19 protein-coding genes are annotated in these 18012 nt (G+C 64.5%); 4 read left to right on the top strand and 15 right to left on the bottom strand.

Annotated elements, in window-relative coordinates; all coding sequences use genetic code 11:
- Positions 1 to 50: 50 nt before the first annotated feature.
- The 8 genes from GE073_RS15125 to GE073_RS15160 form a co-directional block, all read right to left on the bottom strand.
- Positions 51 to 899, bottom strand: a complete 849-nt coding sequence (locus GE073_RS15125) for a PHP domain-containing protein (RefSeq protein ID WP_153783784.1) — start codon at positions 897 to 899, stop codon at positions 51 to 53.
- On the bottom strand, positions 890 to 1801 hold the full coding sequence (locus GE073_RS15130) for a selenium metabolism-associated LysR family transcriptional regulator (RefSeq protein ID WP_028596905.1): 912 nt from the start codon (positions 1799 to 1801) through the stop codon (positions 890 to 892). Before GE073_RS15130 ends, GE073_RS15125 begins: the two co-directional genes overlap by 10 nt.
- A gap of 164 nt (positions 1802 to 1965) precedes the next feature.
- Positions 1966 to 2403, bottom strand: a complete 438-nt coding sequence (locus GE073_RS15135) for a hypothetical protein (RefSeq protein ID WP_028596906.1) — start codon at positions 2401 to 2403, stop codon at positions 1966 to 1968.
- 238 nt (positions 2404 to 2641) lie between these two features.
- Positions 2642 to 2908 carry a YlbG family protein gene (locus GE073_RS15140; protein WP_028596907.1) on the bottom strand — a complete coding sequence of 89 codons (267 nt, stop codon included), beginning with the start codon at positions 2906 to 2908 and terminating at the stop codon, positions 2642 to 2644.
- Between the two features lie 92 nt (positions 2909 to 3000).
- Entirely contained in the window at positions 3001 to 3462 is a 462-nt protein-coding gene (locus GE073_RS15145; protein ID WP_028596908.1) for a YlbF/YmcA family competence regulator, read from the bottom strand.
- 181 nt (positions 3463 to 3643) lie between these two features.
- Positions 3644 to 5539 carry a hypothetical protein gene (locus GE073_RS15150; RefSeq protein ID WP_153783785.1) on the bottom strand — a complete coding sequence of 632 codons (1896 nt, stop codon included), beginning with the start codon at positions 5537 to 5539 and terminating at the stop codon, positions 3644 to 3646.
- Positions 5536 to 7230, bottom strand: coding sequence for a DNA repair helicase XPB (locus tag GE073_RS15155; RefSeq protein WP_153783786.1), 1695 nt, complete (start codon positions 7228 to 7230; stop codon positions 5536 to 5538). Before GE073_RS15155 ends, GE073_RS15150 begins: the two co-directional genes overlap by 4 nt.
- Positions 7231 to 7414: 184 nt before the next feature.
- The gene (locus GE073_RS15160) at positions 7415 to 8611 is read right to left on the bottom strand and encodes an amidohydrolase (protein WP_101809296.1); all 1197 of its coding nucleotides are present in this window, start codon (positions 8609 to 8611) and stop codon (positions 7415 to 7417) included.
- Between the two features lie 165 nt (positions 8612 to 8776).
- On the opposite strand from GE073_RS15160, the gene GE073_RS15165 reads away from it, so the two are divergent.
- Complete coding sequence (locus GE073_RS15165; protein WP_028596912.1) at positions 8777 to 9124, top strand: YugN family protein; 348 nt, start codon at positions 8777 to 8779, stop codon at positions 9122 to 9124.
- A 14-nt stretch (positions 9125 to 9138) separates the two neighbouring features.
- Positions 9139 to 10347: a putative lipid II flippase FtsW gene (gene ftsW, locus GE073_RS15170; RefSeq protein ID WP_153783787.1), complete on the top strand. Its 1209-nt coding sequence runs from the start codon at positions 9139 to 9141 to the stop codon at positions 10345 to 10347.
- 164 nt (positions 10348 to 10511) lie between these two features.
- Here the strand turns inward: ftsW and GE073_RS15175 are convergent, their stop codons facing one another.
- The gene (locus GE073_RS15175; protein WP_043110727.1) at positions 10512 to 10880 is read right to left on the bottom strand and encodes an Asp23/Gls24 family envelope stress response protein; all 369 of its coding nucleotides are present in this window, start codon (positions 10878 to 10880) and stop codon (positions 10512 to 10514) included.
- 201 nt (positions 10881 to 11081) lie between these two features.
- Here GE073_RS15175 and cax point away from each other — a divergent pair, with 201 nt between their 5' ends.
- Positions 11082 to 12161 (top strand): calcium/proton exchanger, encoded by a 1080-nt coding sequence (cax, locus tag GE073_RS15180; RefSeq protein WP_043110728.1) that lies wholly within the window; start codon positions 11082 to 11084, stop codon positions 12159 to 12161.
- Positions 12162 to 12233: 72 nt separating this feature from the next.
- Here cax and GE073_RS15185 read toward each other — a convergent pair whose 3' ends face one another.
- From GE073_RS15185 to GE073_RS15200, 4 genes are all read right to left on the bottom strand, one after another.
- On the bottom strand, positions 12234 to 12530 hold the full coding sequence (locus GE073_RS15185; protein WP_028596916.1) for an Fpa/YlaN family protein: 297 nt from the start codon (positions 12528 to 12530) through the stop codon (positions 12234 to 12236).
- Between the two features lie 148 nt (positions 12531 to 12678).
- On the bottom strand, positions 12679 to 12921 hold the full coding sequence (locus tag GE073_RS15190; protein WP_028596917.1) for an HPr family phosphocarrier protein: 243 nt from the start codon (positions 12919 to 12921) through the stop codon (positions 12679 to 12681).
- Between the two features lie 117 nt (positions 12922 to 13038).
- Positions 13039 to 14154 (bottom strand): aminopeptidase, encoded by a 1116-nt coding sequence (locus GE073_RS15195; protein WP_028596918.1) that lies wholly within the window; start codon positions 14152 to 14154, stop codon positions 13039 to 13041.
- Positions 14155 to 14238: 84 nt separating this feature from the next.
- The gene (locus tag GE073_RS15200) at positions 14239 to 14889 is read right to left on the bottom strand and encodes a hypothetical protein (RefSeq protein WP_153783788.1); all 651 of its coding nucleotides are present in this window, start codon (positions 14887 to 14889) and stop codon (positions 14239 to 14241) included.
- A 280-nt stretch (positions 14890 to 15169) separates the two neighbouring features.
- Here GE073_RS15200 and rpsD point away from each other — a divergent pair, with 280 nt between their 5' ends.
- The gene (rpsD, locus tag GE073_RS15205) at positions 15170 to 15775 is read left to right on the top strand and encodes a 30S ribosomal protein S4 (protein ID WP_028596920.1); all 606 of its coding nucleotides are present in this window, start codon (positions 15170 to 15172) and stop codon (positions 15773 to 15775) included.
- Positions 15776 to 15911: 136 nt separating this feature from the next.
- Here the strand turns inward: rpsD and GE073_RS15210 are convergent, their stop codons facing one another.
- Both GE073_RS15210 and GE073_RS15215 read right to left on the bottom strand, forming a co-directional pair.
- Positions 15912 to 17459 (bottom strand): flotillin lipid rafts scaffold protein FloT, encoded by a 1548-nt coding sequence (locus tag GE073_RS15210; protein ID WP_028596921.1) that lies wholly within the window; start codon positions 17457 to 17459, stop codon positions 15912 to 15914.
- Entirely contained in the window at positions 17459 to 17998 is a 540-nt protein-coding gene (locus GE073_RS15215) for an NfeD family protein (RefSeq protein WP_153783789.1), read from the bottom strand. Before GE073_RS15215 ends, GE073_RS15210 begins: the two co-directional genes overlap by 1 nt.
- Between the last annotated feature and the right edge of the window lie 14 nt (positions 17999 to 18012).

Here is an 18012-nt window from a genome sequence, read left to right on the forward strand (position 1 = left end):
GCATCGACGGCTTCCGCCCGTCAAGCAGACGGCTTCCAGCGGGGCCTAGCCTACAGCCCCGCCGCGAGCCGCTCCAGGAGCGGAGCGGCATCGGCGGTCTTGGCCCCGACCGCGCTGTGGCGCTGCTCTCCTCCGCGATTCCCGTGATAGTCGGAGCCGCCCGTCGCGAACAGGCCGAACCGATCCGCGATCGCCGCGTAGCGCTGCTCCTGCCGTTCGTCATGGCTCGGATGGCTCGTCTCGATGCCGGCGAGGCGGCCGCCGGACGCCAGCCGCTTCACGATGTCGTCGCGGCCGTACAGGCCCGGATGGGCGAGCACGGGGACGCCGCCCGCCTCGATAATCCATTCGACCGCCTCCTCCGGCGCGATGCGCGGCAGCGCCGCATATCCCGGAGCGCCTTCGCCGAGATATCGGTCGAACGCATCGCGGATGCTCGCCGCCGCTCCTTTGGCGACGAGCACCGACGCCAGATGCGGGCGGCCGAGGCTGGCCGGCTCCGCGCCGGCCGCCCGAGCGGCCTCCATCGCCTCCTCGAGCGTAAGCTCGATGCCGAGCGCCTGCAGCCGCTCGACCATCCGCTCGTTGCGCCGCGTGCGCGCGCTGCCCTGGAGCAGCAGCCGCTCGCGCCAGAGCGGATCGTCGGCGTCCATGCCGTAGCCGAGCACATGAATGTCGATGCCGTCCTCGGAAGCGCTCAGCTCGATGCCGGGCAGCACCAGCAGGCCGAGCCGCTTCCCTTCGCGGACCGCCTCCTCGACGCCGGCCATCGTATCGTGATCGGTGATCGCCAGCGCATCGAGTCCGGCCTCGGCCGCCATCCGCGCGACGGACGCCGGCGAGTCGACGCCGTCGGAGGCGTTCGTATGCGCATGCAGATCCGCTCGAATCACAGCCACTGGCTCAGGTCCCTCCCCCGCAGGAAATTCAGCAGCGAGACGGCCGGCAGCGGCAGCACCGCCGACTTGAGATAGATGGAATAGAACTTGCGGCTGAAGTCGGCGTCGACGATCCGGACCGTCTCCAGCAGGCCGAGCGACAGCTCATGCTTGATCGACGAGGCCGATACGAACGACATGCCGATGCCCGCCTCGACCGCCGACTTGACCGCCCCCGTGCTGCCGAGCTCCATGACGATCTGCAGATCCTGCGGATGGATCGCCTGCAGCGTCATCTGATCCTCCATCACCTGACGGGTGCCGGAGCCCTCCTCGCGCAGCACGAGCGGGTACCCGATCGCCTCCGCCAGCGTCACCTCGCCTCGTCCCGCGAGCGGATGGCGGCGGCCGACGATGAGCTGCAGCTCGTCGCTCAGCACCGGCTCCGTCTGCAGGTCGGGATGGGTGATCGGCGCTTCGATCAAGCCGAAGTCGAGCTGATGGTTCTGGATGTGGTCCATGATCTGCGTCGTGTTCATCACCTTCATCCGGATCGAGATGTCGGGATGCTCCCGGTTGAAAGGACCGAGCAGCCGCGGCAGGATGTAGTCGCCGATCGTCAGGCTCGCGCCGAGCTGCAGCCGGCCCTTGAGGCCGCTGGCGTAACGGGCCATCGCGCCTTCGGCCTCGCGGATGAGGTCCATGCTCCGCCGGGCGTACGGCATGAGCACGCTGCCGGCGTCGGTCAGCTCGATGCGCTTCGTGCTCCGCAGCAGCAGCTTCGTCCCGAGCAGCTCCTCGAGCGACTGCACCTGCATCGTCACGGCAGGCTGCGTCATGTGCAGCGCCTGCGCCGCCGCCGAGAAGCTTCCTTTTTCGGCAACGGTATGGAAGATATGCAGCTGATGAAAATTGAGAGCCACCGGTTTCGCCTCCTTAAGCGACATTATACCGCAAACCGTGCCTTTGGGCATTTTCATAGGAAAAAGATTAAACCAACAAAAACAAGCCTTTTCATCGGGGGCTGAAAGGCTTGTTTTAATCCAAAGAAATCCATATTTGACTGAGGTTAGTCAAATTATTCTTTTTATCTGCGTTTCCGGCTGCTTTTTATCAGCGTCATCCGCCTGGAATGCCTGAGCCAGGAATAATAGGACTTCAAGTCCCTCAATTCGATCGTTTCCGACATCCGGCCCAGGAACGTGACGACAATCATCTTGTGCAGAGGCGTGCCCGCGAGGTCGAAATCCTTTTCGGAATCGGTGAATTCCGCGACGAACACGAGATCGTCGTCGATCAGATACACGTCCTCTTCCTTGCGGTAGTAGGGCTCGACCCTTCCCTGCTTGAGGCACTGCCAGATGAAGTCTGCGATATCCTCGTAGCCGGTCTTCTGGCTCTCCACCCGATCCGTCCAACGGTCGCGGGCATGGTTCGTAATGATGATGTCCGCCACGCGCTTGTCGCCGAGCTGCACGTGGAACGTCTCGTAGGTGCTCCATCTCTCCGTTACTCGATCCTTCACCTTGTCCACTCCTTCTGAGGAAGCAGGCCTTTATATCTATATATAGTTTAGGCTTATTCTACCATGACTATTTCCTTTTTCAAATATAAAATAAGTCCTCCCCATTATTGGCACATTTTGGATTATCAAGCGAGGCCTCTCCTCCTCTAGACGATTCGGCAAGCAAAAAAGCCTTCGCTCCCGAATCGGGAGCAAAGGCTTGAAGGCGCGCATCCGATCGTCCGCGCCAAACGGGAGGCTACATGCTGTAGAAGCGCGTCTTGTCCTCGGATTCCTTGGTGTACTCCGTCTTGAGCTCGCTGCGCAGCGAGCGCTCGATCTTCTTCACGTAAGGAAGCCGCTGCAGGTTGCGAAGCGTCTCTTCCTCGCGGTCCGCGTCCACGTAGACGACCGCATAGTGGAGGCGGCGGGAAATGAAGTGGACGTTGCCGTATTTCTCCAAACTGCGGGCGGCCTTGACGTCGCTCACCCAGACGATATGTCCCTTTCTCTGTTCCGAAAGCATGCTAGGATTCACCGTCCTGATCCTGTGTAAATGTCGGTCCGGCCTTTAAAAATTCGGTCACATCTGCTTCCTTCGGGGCATGCAGACACGCCCTAGCCGCAGCCGCCGCTTCCGCAGCTGCAGGAGCCGCCGCTTCCGCAGCCGCCCGTCGGCAGCGGGTTGTTGCTCGGCACCTTGATCGCGCTCGACACCGATTCGGCGATGAGCAGCGACACGTCGTAGAGCAGCGCGTCCACCTCCGCCTCCGTCTCCTTGTAGCGGCGGATGCTCTCCACCTCGGCCATCTCGGCCTCGACTTTTTTGACGGCGTCCTTGGCCGCATGGTAATCGGGGTGGAAGCGTCCGAAGCGCTCGCATTCGGCGAACAGCTCCTTGGCCTTGGCGAATTCCCGCTTCAGCCGAAGCGCCTCCGGGTCCTGTTCCACGCGGTCCTTCCAATATAGATATTCGGCGACAAGCGCCGACTGATTGATCGAATCGCCGAGCTCGTAGGCGCGCAGCACGAGCGGCGCCATGTCCAGCGGGGCAGGCTCCGCGAGGGAAAGATCCTGCATCATCCGCGATCACTCCTTTCCGCAGCTGCAGCCGCTTATCGCTTATCATAGCACAACCGCGAGCGAATCGGATACTGCCGCCGGCGGACTTTCCCGGCCGTCCGGCTGCCGAGGGCGGGCCTGTCCCGCAGCCAGGCCGCTGCGCAGGAGCTTGATCCCGGCGAAAGGATGCGGACGGGACTCAGCGCGGGAGAAGCAGGCGCAGCGCCGCCTTGTCCGCGGAATCCAGCTTGCCCGCCCCGGCGGGACAACCGCCGCTGTCGCGGAATCTGCCGCCGGCCGTCCAGCCGCCGCCCGGCTCGCGCTCGACCCGCTCCGGCACGAAAATGTGCCGGCCTTCGGCGGTCGACAGCTCGACCGGCAGTCCGATCCGCAGCGCGCTCTCGAGCAGCTGCAGCGCAGTCGAGGCGTGATAGCGGCGCGGCTTCTCGCACCAGGCGGCCGGCAGTCCCGGGCGCGACCGCTCCAGCTCGGTCCGCCCTTGCCGCGTAGGCTCGGCTGCCGGCAGCTGCTGGAGACCGAACGGATCCTCCGCCTGGGCGCAGGCCTGGCGCAGCTGGCCGCGCGCGGCGGCCGCCCCGGCGGGCGTGGCGGCCGGCTGCGGCAGCAGGCCCATGCAGCCCGCCCAAAACTTGTCCTCGCCGGACTCGGCGGCAAATGCGCGGACGCGCTCCGCACCGCCCGCAGCGGCCGCTTCGCTGCTCGCCGTCCATTCCCGGATCGCGCCGAGCGTTGCGGCCGGCAGCGGGCAGCCGCAGGCCTGCTCCAGCAGGCTCGCCAGCCCGCTTCCGTCCCCGCCTTGGCCGAGCCTCGCCAGCGAGCGCGGCGTCAGCCGGTAAGAGGTCAGCTCGCGCAGCTCCCCCCGCTCGGCGACCAGCTCCAGCAGCCAGATTGCGCGGTAGTCCGACCAGCTCGCCGCCCACAGCTCGCCTCCCGGCTGCGCCAGCAGCGGCTCGCAATCCGCCGTTTCCCCGTCCTGTCCGTCAAAAGCAAGCTGCATCCGCAGGACCGGCTCGCCATCATGCGTCTCGGCGAGCTCCGCCCAGCCGCAAGAGCGCAGCAGCTCGAGCCAGGCGCGCAAGCAGCGCTGCGCCGCCTCCGGCTCGCCGCGGACGCTCGCGGCCTGTTCCAGCTCCCGGATCCGGTACCAGCGGTCCGGCTCCAGCCCCGCCGTAGCGGAAGCGGCGGCAGCCTCGCTCGGCCCCTTCCGCAGCGCCCGGCGGGTCAGCGCGCGCAGCAGCGAGCTTTCGCGCTGCAGCATCGGCCGCTCGAGCCAGCCGCGCAGGCGCTCGCCGTCCAGCAGCCAGCCTTCGCCGCTCGCGGAGAGCCAGCCATGCTCCGCCATCAGATCGAGCGCAAGCGCGAGCGGCGGCTCATACTCCAGCGTCCAGGCAGGCGGCAGCCGCAGCAGGCTCAGCCCTTCCTCCGGCAGCCGCAGCTCTTCCTCCAGGCTCCGGCACAGCTTGCGGTGCAGCCGTCCCTTGGCGGTGACGGCGAAGCCGTCGCGCGCCAGCTGCGCCGCCGCTCCGAGCAGCACCCGCGACAGCAGCCGCGTGCTGGCGCCGCCCGGCAGCTCCCGCACGCCTTGCTGCAGCGGCAGCGGCTCCGCCTGCGCGGGAAACTCCCGCTGCAGCAGGGCGAGCGCGTCCGCCTCGGGCACATGCACGATCCGCTCGCCCCAGAATCGGGCGCGCACCTGGGCGTCGCCGGATCGCGCAAGCGCCTCCAGCGCCGCCTCCGCTTCGAGGCTGGACCATGCATGCTCGGCGCAAGCGGCCTCCAGCAGCCGCCCCTCCTCCGCTCCGGCAAGCCCGTAGCGGCGAAGCAGCAGCCGCAGCAGCCGCGCAGCCGGCCGGCTGCGCTCCTCGGCGGCGCTGCCGGAGCGCCCGGTCGCCCCCTCCGCAGGAGCGCCCGTCAGGCCGGCAAGCGCGCTCCATCCCGCATCGTCAGCGGACGGAGACGGCTGCGCTTCCGCCGCCGCTCCGGCGCCGTGAAGCGCCCCGCCAGACTTCCCGACGGGCGCGCCGCCCGCACGAACGGCCGGTCGGCTTCGTTCCCACGGCTTGCTGCCGCTCATCCGCTCCATCCCCTTTCCGCCGTTTCCGGTCCAATCGTCTCGTACGCATAGCCCTGCTCCACCATGAACAGCTGCCGCTTGAGCGCGAACTCCGTCTCCTTGGTGCCCGCGCTGACAACCGTATAAAACAGCGACGGCATGCCGTCCGCCTTCGGACGGAGCAGGCGCCCGATGCGCTGCGCCTCCTCCTGGCGCGAGCCGAACGTCCCCGACACCTGCACCGCGAGCGAGGCGTCCGGCAGATCGACCGCGAAGTTCGCGACGCGGGAGACGACGAGCCGCCGCAGCTCGCCGGCATTGAAGCGGCGGAACAGCTCCTCGCGCTCCGGCGCCGGCGTGCTGCCGCACAGCACCGGCGCCTCGAGCGCCTGGCCGAGGGCATGCAGCTGGTCCAGATACTGGCCGATGATGAGCGCGGGACGGTCCGGATGAGCGCCGAGCACCCGGTTCACCGCCTCCAGCTTCGCCGGATTCGAGCTCGCCAGGCGCAGCTTCGTCTTGCGGTCCGCGCGCTCGTATCGCTCGGCGATCGAGTCGCACAGCGGCACGCGCAGCTCGCGGCAGCGCACGCCCGCGATCCAGCCCTGGCGCTCCAGCGTCCGCCACGGCAGCTCGTACAGCTTCGGACCGATGAGCGAGAACACGTCCTCCGCCCGGCCGTCCTCGCGCACGAGCGTCGCCGTCAGGCCGAGCCGGCGCGTCGCCTGCAGCTCCGCCGTGAGACGAAAGACGGGCGCCGGCAGCAGATGGACTTCATCATAGATGATCAGGCCCCAGTCGCGGCTGCCGAACAGGTCGAAGTGGCCTCCGTCCGCCCGGGCTCCCGACGCGCCTTTGCCATGAGCGACGATCTGGTACGAGGCGACGGTGACCGGGCGGATCTGCTTGAGATCGCCCGTGTATTCCCCGATGTCGCTCTCCCGCAGCGTCGTTTTTTCCAGCAGCTCTCTTTTCCACTGCCGAACCGAGGTCGAGCCCGACGTCAGCACGAGCGTCGCCTGGCCGAGCCGGGCGAGCGCCGCCGCGCCGACGACCGTCTTGCCCGCTCCGCACGGCAGCACGACGACGCCGCTGCCGCCGGCTCCGTCCTCGCGGCAAAAGCGGTCCACCGCCTCCGCCTGATAGTCCCGCAGCTCGAACGGCCGCCCGCCCGCCAGCTCGCCGCGCAGGCGGATGTCAAGCGACTCGCCTGCCCGGTAGCCCGCCCGATCCTTCACCGGCAAGCCGAGCCGCAGCAGCTCGCGCTTCAGCTCTCCGCGCCGGTCGGCGGGCAGCTCCCATCCTTGCTCCGTCCGCCGGGCTGCATGCGATTGAAAAAACGGCTCCGGCAGCTCCTCCAGGAGCGCCTGCTCCCCGACGAGCAGCAGAGCTCCCTCCCGGCCGCTCCGCAGCTCGAGTCCGCCGCAGCGCTCGACCCACTGCCGGATCTGCTCCGCCAAAGCGGCCGGCACCGGGTAGCGGGCATGGCGCCGCAGCGGCTCCAGCATCTGCTCCGCCGTCATTCCTTGCGAAGCCGCATTCCAGACCGGAAGCGGCCCGATCCGATAGTGATGAAGCGTGCCCGGCCGTTTGACGAGCTCGGCGAACCGTCCGAGCGCTTCCCTCGCCTCCTCCGCTGCCGGATGCGACTCGTCCAGCAGCACCGTGCCGTCCGCCTGCACGACCAATGGGCCGCTGCTTCGTTTCAGCATCGCCAGGGCTCCTTTCCCCAATCCTGTTTTTGACAGTATGGGGCAGCGAAGCCTGATTTTATGCCCTCTGTGCGCCCCTCCCTCCGCCGCGGCGCGCCAAAAAGCCCTTCTCCCCACCTCTGCAGGCAGAAAAAAGGGCCGAGGGCCGCCGTACGGCGCTGCGGCGCCAGGCGCCGCGAAAAAGTCAGCCGTTCGCGTCTGCGAACGACTCCGCGCAGCCGATGAGCAGCAAGGCGGCCTGCTTCATCGAGCTCTCGTCGATGTCGAAGCGCGGATGATGATGCGGGTAGACGGCGCCAAGCTCCGGATTGCCGGCTCCGACGAAGACGAAGCAGCCGGGAATCCGCTCGAGATAGTAGGCGAAATCCTCGCCCGCCGTAATGAGCTCCGACAGGCCCGCGGCGTCCTCGCCGAACAGCATCGCCGCCGTCCGCAGGCAGCGCGCGGCTTCCGCCTCGTCGTTGATGACCGGCGGATAGCCTTCGCGGTAGTCGAGCCGCCCCTCGGTGCCGTAGCCGGCGCAGACGCTGCGCGTCAGCTCCCGGATGCGGGCGCGGATCTGATCGCGCACGCCGAGGTCGAACGTACGCACCGTCCCTTTGAGCCGGCAGTGGCCGGCGATGATGTTGCTCGCTTCTCCGGCCTGGAACGAGCCGATCGTCACGACCGCCGTCTCGAGCGGACTGACGTTGCGGCTGACGATCGTCTGCAGCGCCGTCACGAGCGCCGCGCCGGCGACGATCGCGTCCGCCGTATGCTGCGGCATGCCGCCGTGGCCGCCGCGACCGACGATATCGATCGTGAACTCGTCCACTCCGGCCATGAACGCGCCGGCTCTCGTCTCGACCCGGCCCGCCGGCAGCGGGCTCCACAGATGCACGCCGTAGATGGCGTCGACTCCGCTCAGCGCGCCGTCCTCGATCATCGGCTTCGCTCCGCCCGGCGTCAGCTCCTCCGCCGGCTGGAACAGCAGGCGCCGCGTCCCCTTGAAGGCGCCCTGCAGCGACTCGTAGTAGGCCGCGACGCCGAGCAGGCCGGCCGTGTGCGCGTCATGACCGCAAGCGTGCATGACGCCCGGCACGGTCGAGGCGTAGTCCGCTCCCGTCTCCTCCTCGATCGGCAGCGCGTCCATGTCGGCCCGCAGCGCGACCGTAGGACCTGGCTCGAGACCCGTCCACTCCGCGACGATGCCGAAGCCGCCGACGGCGGTCCGCACGCTGCCGCAGCCGATGTCGGCCAGCCGCTCCGCGATCCAGGACGATGTCCGCGCCTCCTGGAAGCTCAGCTCCGGATGGCGGTGAAGATGGCGCCGATGCTCCACCATCCGCGGCATGAGCCGCTCCAGCGTCCGCTCCGCCTCCAGACGTCTTTGGTTGTCCATTCCCATCTCCTCCTTGCTCTCACGGACTAGTGTACCAGAAGGCCGGCCGAGGGAGATAGAGCGCCGTTTCAAAAAAAGCCGCGCCCTTGCGCTCGACTTTGAAACATACTAATATGAATGATGAACGTGCATACAGTCTTTGCCAAGCTGCTGAGGAGGATATTCATGATTATTGAAAACACCGGCCTTGACGGAATGAAGAGCGATCTGGCTCACCTGGACGAGAGCGCGGAAAGTCTCGGATTCGTCCGCTGGCAGTGGGAATATTACCGGGCTACATACGACCTTAAGTTCGTCGACCGCAGCACGGACTTCGAGTACTTCCTGCGCTTGAATACCCGCGCCGTCGAAGGCAAGCTGGAAAACCCGGCCGCCGTGCTTGCGATCGAGCATGTCTACATCGGCCGCGCCACCTTCCCCCACGGAATGGAATATGAATCTGCCGTACCGCAGCCGATCCTGAGCGCCGCCAAGCAAAAGCTGGCCGAGCTGAAGCAAAAGCTGGCCGAATAAGGTGATGGTATGAAATGAAAGCAAACCCGGAAAGCCGCCGCGGCCGACCGGACTTCCTGCTTCTCATCCTGACGCTGGCGCTGGTCGGCTTCGGCCTCGTCATGGTTTTCAGCGCCAGCGCCAGCATCGCAGAGGTGGACAGGCGGTACGGATACGATCCGCTGCACTTTTTCAAGAAACAGCTTCTATTCGCCGGTCTCGGCACGGGATTGATGCTCCTTTTGACGAACTTCCGCTATCAGTTCTTCAAGAAGGGCTTCATCCTTTTTTTCATTCCGGCCATGCTCATGCTGCTCCTCGTGCCCTTCGTGGCGGATGAGATCAACGGGGCGAGAAGCTGGATCAACCTGTTCGGCTTCACCATCCAGCCGACCGAGTTCGCCAAGATCGCCCTCATCCTTTATCTCGGCTCGCTCATCGCCAAAAAGGGCGAGCGGTTCCGCAGCTTCAAGCGCGGCCTCGTGCCGGTCATCGTCATCGTCGCCGTCGTCTGCGGCATGATCATGCTGCAGCCCGACATGGGCTCCTGCCTCGTCATCTGCGCCTGCGCGATGATGATGATTTTCGCCGGAGGCGCCAACCTGCGCCAGCTCGTCGCCTCGGGGTTTTTCGGCGCCATCGCCATCGCGATCGTCATCGCGATCAGCTTCCTCGTCGACAGCGACGGCTGGGCATATCGGCTGGAGCGGTTCACCAGCTACCGCGATCCGCTCGCCCACGCGCTCGAATCCGGCATGCAGGTGAGCCGCTCGCTGATGGCGCTCGGACATGGCGGCTTCACCGGAGCCGGCCTCGGCCATAGCGTGCAAAAGGTCCAGTATCTGCCCTTCGCCTACAACGACTTCATCTTCGCGATCATCGGCGAGGAGCTGGGCTTCCTGGGCAGCAGCCTGTTCCTGCTCGTCTTCCTGATGTTCCTGTGGCGCGGCATCATCGTGGCGCTCCGCTGCCCGGACATCTACGGCACCGTCGTCGGAGCCGGCATCGTCTCGCTGTTCGCCATCCAGGCGTTCGTCAACATCGGCGGCGTCACCGGCGCGATCCCGCTGACCGGCGTCACGCTGCCGTTCATCAGCTACGGCGGATCGTCGCTGCTCGCCTCGCTTATCGCGATGGGCGTCATGCTGAGCATCTCCCGCGAGGCCAATCGGGATCCGGCGATCCAGACGTCGCCGAACGCGCGGCCTCGATCTGCGAAGCAGCCGATGCTGTCCGAAAACTAGCGCTTCCGTCCTTCTCGGCGCCTCTGCCCGAATCACCGGCAGAGGCGCTTTTGCCTGCTCTTTTCGCTGTCCCCCCTCCGCCTTCCGCTCCTCGCCTGCGAGCGGCCACGCCGTCGGATCAAAAAAAAGCCTGTCCCGCTCGAGCGGGACAGGCAAAGGCGAAGCTATTTGATCGCACGGCTGGCGCCGGAAGCCGGCTCCTCCGCCGTCTCTTCCTTGAACATGACGCCGTCGACCTTGACGTTCACCTCGACGACATGAAGGCCGGTCATGTTCTCGACCGCCTCCCGTACGCCGAGCTGCAGCTGCCGGCATACTTCCTGGATCGGAATCCCATACTGCACGATGACGCGCAGGTCGATCGCAGCCTCCAGCTGTCCGACCTCGACCGTCACGCCCTTCTGGGCGTTCTTTCCGCTCAGCCGCTTGGCCAGCCCTTCGGAGATGCCGCCCGACATGGCGGCGATTCCCGGCGTCTCGAGCGCGGCGAGTCCTGCGATCGTTGCGACTACGTCATCTGAAATCCGAATCATTCCTGTTTCAAGATCTTCCGCCACGACGCTCCACCCCTTCGTTTGACTCCACTTTCATCCATTGTAAAGGATGCGCTCTCGGAAATGCAAGACAGTCCGGAAGCCGCTCGCCTCCGTTTACTTTAGTCCTTGAATTGGGTATAGTAAGATACATATTTTGCCGGGTCCCGACCCGGCTCATCCTTGCCAAAGAGGTGCATTATGGCCAAGCGTCGCCAGCTGTTCTTCGCCGGGCTCATCCTCACGTTCGTCGTGAGCGGACTCGCCCATTATCTCCACTGGAACGAGATGCTCCAGTTCGCCGTATCGGCGATCTCGGTCATCTTCGTCGCCGGCTTTCTCGGCCAGGCGACGGAATCGGTCGCCCATTACGCCGGCCAGCGGCTTGGAGGCTTCCTCAACGCCACGTTCGGCAACGCGGCGGAGCTGATCATCGCCATCTTCCTCGTGAAAGCCGGCTCGTTCGAGACGGTCAAGGCCAGCCTGACCGGCTCGATCATCGGCAACCTGCTGCTCGTGCTCGGCCTCAGCATCCTGCTGGGCGGCCTCAAGTTCAAGGAGCAGCGCTACAACGTGCAGCTCGCCACCCACAACTCCACGCTGATGATCCTGGCCGTCGTCGCCCTGTTCATTCCGGCGACGTTCGTCACGTCCGAGCATTTCAGCTTCCGCCAGGACCAGATCCTGAGCATCACGGTCGCGATCATCCTGATCGTCAGCTACCTGCTCTGGCTCGTGTTCTCGATGGTCACCCACAAGGACATGCTGTCCGAGATGGAGGACAAGGCCGAGGCCGGAGCGGACGCGCATGAGGAAAAGCCGCTCTGGTCCCTCAAGCGCTCGGTGCTCTACCTCGTCGTCGCGACCGTCATGGTCGCGTTCGTCAGCGAATGGCTCGTCGGCACGCTGCACGGCGTATCCGAGCGCTTCGGCCTGTCCGAGCTGTTCATCGGCGCCTTCGTCGTCGCGATCGTCGGCAACGCGGCCGAGCACAGCGCGGCCATCATGCTCGCGATGAAAAACAAGATGGGCGCCGCCGTCGAGATCGCCGTCGGCTCGAGCCTGCAGATCGCGCTGTTCGTGGCGCCGGTGCTCGTCCTCATCAGCGGCTTTTTCGGCCCGACGATGGACATTGTCTTCACGCCGATCGAGCTTGCCGCCATCGCCGTCTCGGTGTTCATCGCCAAGGCGGTTTCGAGCGACGGACGCACGAACTGGTACGAGGGCTTCCTGCTCGTCATGGTGTACATCATTCTCGGCTTCGCGTTCTACCTCGTGTAGCGCATCTAAGCAAAAAAGCGGCACCGCTGTCTGTCGACGCGGCGCCGCTTTTTCATTTGCCTTCGGTCCATCCTATAGAAGCTGGGATTTTTGGTCCAGCGCTTCGTACAATTGAGCCAAGTTGCGCTCCAGCTTGCTGATGATGGCCTTCCCTGCCGATTCCTCGATCAGGCCAGCCCGCACCGCAAAGTCTACTTCCCGGGAAAAACCGTACATCTGGGTATCCAGAACCTCTTCGTACAGAGGACATTTGCGGGTCGCAAGATTTTCCATCTGCACTTCGATGAGCTTCTCGATCTTGTTTGCGTCATCCTGCAGCAGTAGAACCGCCTTCTGATGCAGATGGACCAGAACTTCCGGTGAAGACATAGTTTCCCCCCCTGTGCGGATGTCTCGCCGTTGTTGTCATTGGTTTGCCTAATATCTCTAATAGTAGACGATTCGGGGGGAATACACAAGGACAAACAAAGAAGGCGACTCCGCCCGCATGACGGGTAGAGTCGCCCTTCGCCGGCATCTATTCGCCGATGATCGTAATGTTGAGATTGTGCTTGGCGAATACTTCGGCAAGCGCCTTTTTCGCCTCGTCGGCGTCAGGCCCGTGGACGTGAAGCTCGTAGGAATGCGTACCCACCAACGTCGTGAACAGGCCGAGGATGCTCTTCACGTCGATGTACTTGTTTTCGGCTTGAAGCACGATCGACGAGCGGAACCGGCTGGCAACTTGGGAAATTTCTACGATAGCCGCATTGTTGGACATGGGTATTCCTCCCTGTTAAAAAACTTAAGAAAACGTTTCCTCCATCATACTCCGAAACGCTCCCCCGTTCAAGATGAACAGGATATTTTTACCCGGAAGCCCATCTGCGGAATCCGCTTATTTCAATCGCTCGGGATTGAGCCCTTCCAGCTCCGGCAGCACGAACAGCCCGTCCTTGCGGATCAGCACGTCGTCGAAATAGATCTCGCCGCCGCCATACTCGGGACGCTGGATCAAGACGAGATCCCAGTGGACCGCGGACCGGTTGCCGTTGTCCGCTTCCTCGTAAGCCTGTCCCGGGGTGAAGTGCAGCGAGCCGGCGATCTTCTCGTCGAACAGCGTATCGTTCATCGGGTGCAGGATGTACGGGTTGAAGCCGAGGCTGAACTCGCCGATGTAGCGGGCTCCTTCGTCCGTGTCGAGAATCTCGTTGATCCGGTCCGTATCGCTGCTCGTCGCCTTGACGATGCGGCCGTTCTCGAACGTGAAGGAGATGTTGTCGAACGTCACGCCCGAGTTGACGCTCGACGTGTTGTACGTGATCGTGCCCTGCACGGAGTCGCGGATCGGCGCCGTGTACAGCTCTCCGTCCGGAATATTGCGCTCGCCGGCGCATTTGACGGAGCCGATGCCCTTGATCGAGAAGCTCAGGTCCGTGCCCGGTCCGACGATGCGGACCTTGTCCGTGCGGTCCATCAGCTGCTGGAGCGGCGTCATCGCCTCCTCCATGCGGCTGTAGTCGAGGTTGCACACGTCGAAGTAGAAGTCCTCGAACGCCTCGGTGCTCATTTTGGCGAGCTGGGACATCGAGGCGTTCGGATAGCGCAGCACGACCCATTTCGTCTTCTTGACGCGGATCTCGGAGTGCACCGGATGGGAGTAGAGCTGCTGGTACAGCTTCATCTTGTCCTCCGGCACGTCCGACAGCTCGTTGACGTTTTCACCCGATCGGATCCCTATGTACCCTTGCATCTGCTTCATGCGCTCCTGGTCGAGCTTCGACCACAGCCCGATCTGCTCCGGCGTCGCGTGCAGCAGCATCGAGCGCAGCACGGAACGGTCGCTCGTCTCGACGAACGGACGGCCGCCGGCGCGGGCCACTTCTTCCACGAGGCATTTGGCCAGTTCCCGCTCCGGGCCGATCATGTCGATCAGGATGTTCTCGCCAGGCTGGACGCGCACGGAGTGGCGGACCAGATTGGCGGCTAATGTTTGCAGGCGCGGATCGCGCATGGCTGCATACCTCCTCGAATAGATGAATTCCGTTCCCATCCTATCACGAGCATTCCTGCTTCTGCACGGCTCCGCGTCATCGCATCACGGTTCCGTCTCGAAGCGGAACCGCAGCGACCGCTCCTCCTCGACCCGCTTTCCGCCGTCGGAAAAAACCAGCCTGGACCGCTCCGTCAGCTCCACCGGCACGAGCCGATGCCGATCCACGACAAGCTCGCAGCGCATGTCGGCCGCCTGCAGCGGACGGGCCGCGGAGCTTTGCTCGGCCTGCGCGCGCAGCCGCTTGCTCCAGAGGCCCGACGCGAAGCTCGCATCAGGCTCGATGAGCAGCACCGCCTCTCCTCCGCCCGAGCGGGCCTCGTCCAGCCGGACGCTCGCCGCTCCATCCAGCAGCCCCTCCAGCAGCGCCGAAGGGTTGTAGCTGTCCTCGCCGTACCGGTCGCTCCCGTCGATCTGGACCGCCGCTCCCGCTCCGCTGGTCAACAGGCGAAGTCCGTCATGGCGGCGCACTTCGCCCTTCCACTCCTCTTGCCGCGCCGCCCCGGCACCGGACGGATCGGTCTCGATCAACGCGAAGCGATAGCTTTCCGGGACGGACAGCCCCGATACGGCCAGGCGCAGCAGCTCCCGTGGCGAGCGCTCCGCGGACGTTGCCGCGCAGCCGGCGAGCAGCGACGCCGCGGCGAGCAGCGCCAGCAGCGTATGAATTCGCTTTATGGGGATGCGGAAGGTCATCAAAAGCACTCCTCTCATTCCTGCGTTCCGTAGGATTTTCCCTCGCTTGCCGTTCCCTTATGCAGAAGCGGCGATTCCCTTGACATGTCGAGCATGAATCCTTTAAAATTAGTTGTTGAATATAGGCCAAAGGTTTTGTGACACCCTCATGGGTGCTGCAGCTGCGGGGGCAGCGGCTGAACTTCCCCTTCAGGTCATGGCTCGTCCATGTTCATGCAGCATTCGGCGAAACGTTGGACCCTTTTCAAACATTCCATTTGAAGAAGGAGCTACACCCAATATGTCACGTTATACAGGTCCCAAGTTTAAACTCAGCCGCCGCCTCGGCATCTCCCTGAGCGGCACCGGCAAAGAACTCGCGAAGCGCGCTTTCCCTCCGGGTCAGCACGGCCAAGCGAGCCAGCGCAAAAAAGTGAGCGGCTACGGCCTCCAGCTCGCGGAAAAGCAAAAGCTGCGCCACATGTACGGCGTGAACGAAAAGCAATTCCGCAACCTGTTCGACAAAGCTTCGAAAATCAAAGGTATCTCCGGCGAGAACTTCATGTTCCTGCTTGAGAGCCGCCTGGACAACCTCGTGTACCGTCTTGCTTTCGCCAACTCCCGTGCAGGCGCTCGCCAGCTCGTAGCGCATGGCCACGTGACGGTGAACGGCAAGAAGGTCGACATCGCTTCCTACCAAGTCCAGCCTGGCGATGTGATCGGCCTGCGTGAGCGCAGCCGTTCCCTCAAGCTGGTCAAAGAAGCTATGGAAGGCCGCCATCACCTGCCGGCGTACCTGGAATTCAACGAGCAAGCTCTCGAAGGCAAGTACATCCGCCTGCCAGAGCGCGGCGAGCTGAGCTCCGACATCGACGAAAAGCAAATCGTCGAGTTCTACAGCCGTTAATCCGACTTCGGATCAGCAGCCTCAAAAGCCTCGCGGCATATGCCGCGAGGCTTTTTGCGCGCTCCTTGCTAGACGAAAAAAGCCGTTCCCGCCGCTAGGGCGGAAACGGCTCGCATTCCAGCATGAATGCGGAGGATCAGGACTTGCTCGGCGCCTCGGCTGCGGCCGCGCTCAGCGCAGCCGCGGCGGGCAGCGCCGGCTCGGCCTTCGGAAGCGACGCCGCAGCTGCCGGCGACGCCGATCGGGACGTCAGGCTGCGCATCAGCTCGTTGACGTCGATGCCGGCGACGCTCTTGAGCATCTCGGGAGCGGTCGCCATCAGGTCGGTCACGTAGTTGGAGAGGCGCGCCGCTCCGGCGCCGTTGCCGGTATCGACGACCGTCAGCTTGTCGATCGACTTGATCGGCTCCGCGACGTTCGCAGCCAGCTCCGGCAGCATCTTGACGATGATGTCGAGGACGGCTGCCTCGCCGAACTTCTCGAACGCCAGGGCGAGCTTTTCCTTCGCCTCGGCTTCGGCGAGACCGCGCAGCCGGATGACTTCGGCTTCCGCCGTACCTTTGGCGCGCTCGGCGTCGGCTTGCGCCTGGCCCTCGAGCCGCTTCTGCTCGGCCATCGCGTGAGCTTCCGCCTCGATGCGATATTTGAGCGCATCGGCAGCGCGGTACTGCCGCTCCTTCTCCGCCTCGGCGGCCTGCACGACGGCATACCGGTCGGCGTCGGCCTTTTTCTTGACCTCGGAGTCGTACTGCTTCTCGCGGCGCAGGATCTCCTTCGTCTCCAGATCGATCTCGCGCTCCTTGCGGACCAGCTCGACCTTCATCTGCTCCTCGACGACCTGCTGCTTGATGCGGGCTTCCTGGATCGTATACGCCTGATCCGCCTCTGCCTTGGCCGTATCCTGCTCCTTCTTGAACTCGGCCACCTTCAGCTGGTTCTGCTTGGACGCCTCGGCGATGTTCGTGTCGCGCAGCAGCTCGGCCTTCTGGCCTTCTTCCTCCGCCGCCGCCTTCTGAATCCGCGAGTCACGGAGCGCCTGAGCCTCGGCGATTTCCGCATCCCGCTTGACGGCGGCGATGCGCGGCTTGCCGAGAGCGTCCAGATAGCCGTGCTTGTCGCGCAGATCCTTGATCGTGAACGAGACGATCTGCAGCCCCATCTTTTTCAAATCCTTCGCCGCGACCGACTGCACCTCCTGCGCGAACTTGTCGCGGTTGCGGTACACTTCTTCGACCGTCATCGAGCCGAGGATCGCCCGCAGATGGCCCTCCAGCACTTCCTGAGCCTCGCTCTTGAGCGCCTCGACCGGCTTGCCCATGAACTGCTCGGCCGCCGTCGCGACATCCTCGATCGAGCCGCCGATCTTGATGATGGCGACGCCGTCGGCCATGACCGGCACGCCCTGCTCCGTGTACACCTCCGGCGTGGAGACGTCGAGCTTCATCGACAGCAGCGACAGGAACTCCACCCGCTGGAACACCGGCAGGATGAACGCGCCCCCGCCGCGGACGATCTTGATGCTCCGGCCGGAATCATCCGACGCGACATTGCTCGCGCCGAGGAAAGAACCGGTGACGACCATCGCCTCGTCCGGGCTCGCCGTCTTGTAGCGAGCCCAGAAAGCGAGGCCCAGCAAGACGATGACGCCGACGACAATCGAAGGAATTACGAGAAATTCTGGCATTACAGGTCTCCTCTCTCATTCATCATGGCGACCGAAAGCGCGTCCGGCTTCACCTCGACGACGACGACACGGCTGCCGGACGGAATGTCCCGGCTCTCAAAGCTCTCCGCCGTATGGTTCGTAACGCCTGCGCCGATCCGGATCAGCACCTCGCCGCATCCATGGGCGGGGATCGGAGTGATGACCTCGCCGATCATCCCGCCCAGCTCCCGGACCGAGTAGCCCGACGACGCCTCACTGTTCCTCATCGGCTTCACATAAAGGAAGAACATCGCCACGGAGCCGGCGATCGCGAGCAGAACCGACAGGCTCGCCGTCGCTCCCGCGCCAAGCTCGGTGTACTTCTCCAGCATGAGGCCGGCCCCGCCGAACGCGGTGATCCCGCCCGCCAGCGCCGCTGGCTGGAAAATGCCGCCGGCATCCGCCGAGAGGAAATCCAGCGCTCCGTCAAGCGCCGAGCCGAGCAGATCGCCAAGCACGACGCTGACGAGCGCGAACAGCACGCCGAAAGCCAAGCAGGATAAATATAGCGTCTCCATTTCACTCACCCCCC

The sequence above is a fragment of the Paenibacillus sp. B01 genome, from assembly GCF_009649995.1.
GTDB classification, from domain to species: Bacteria; Bacillota; Bacilli; order Paenibacillales; family Paenibacillaceae; genus Paenibacillus_O; species Paenibacillus_O pasadenensis.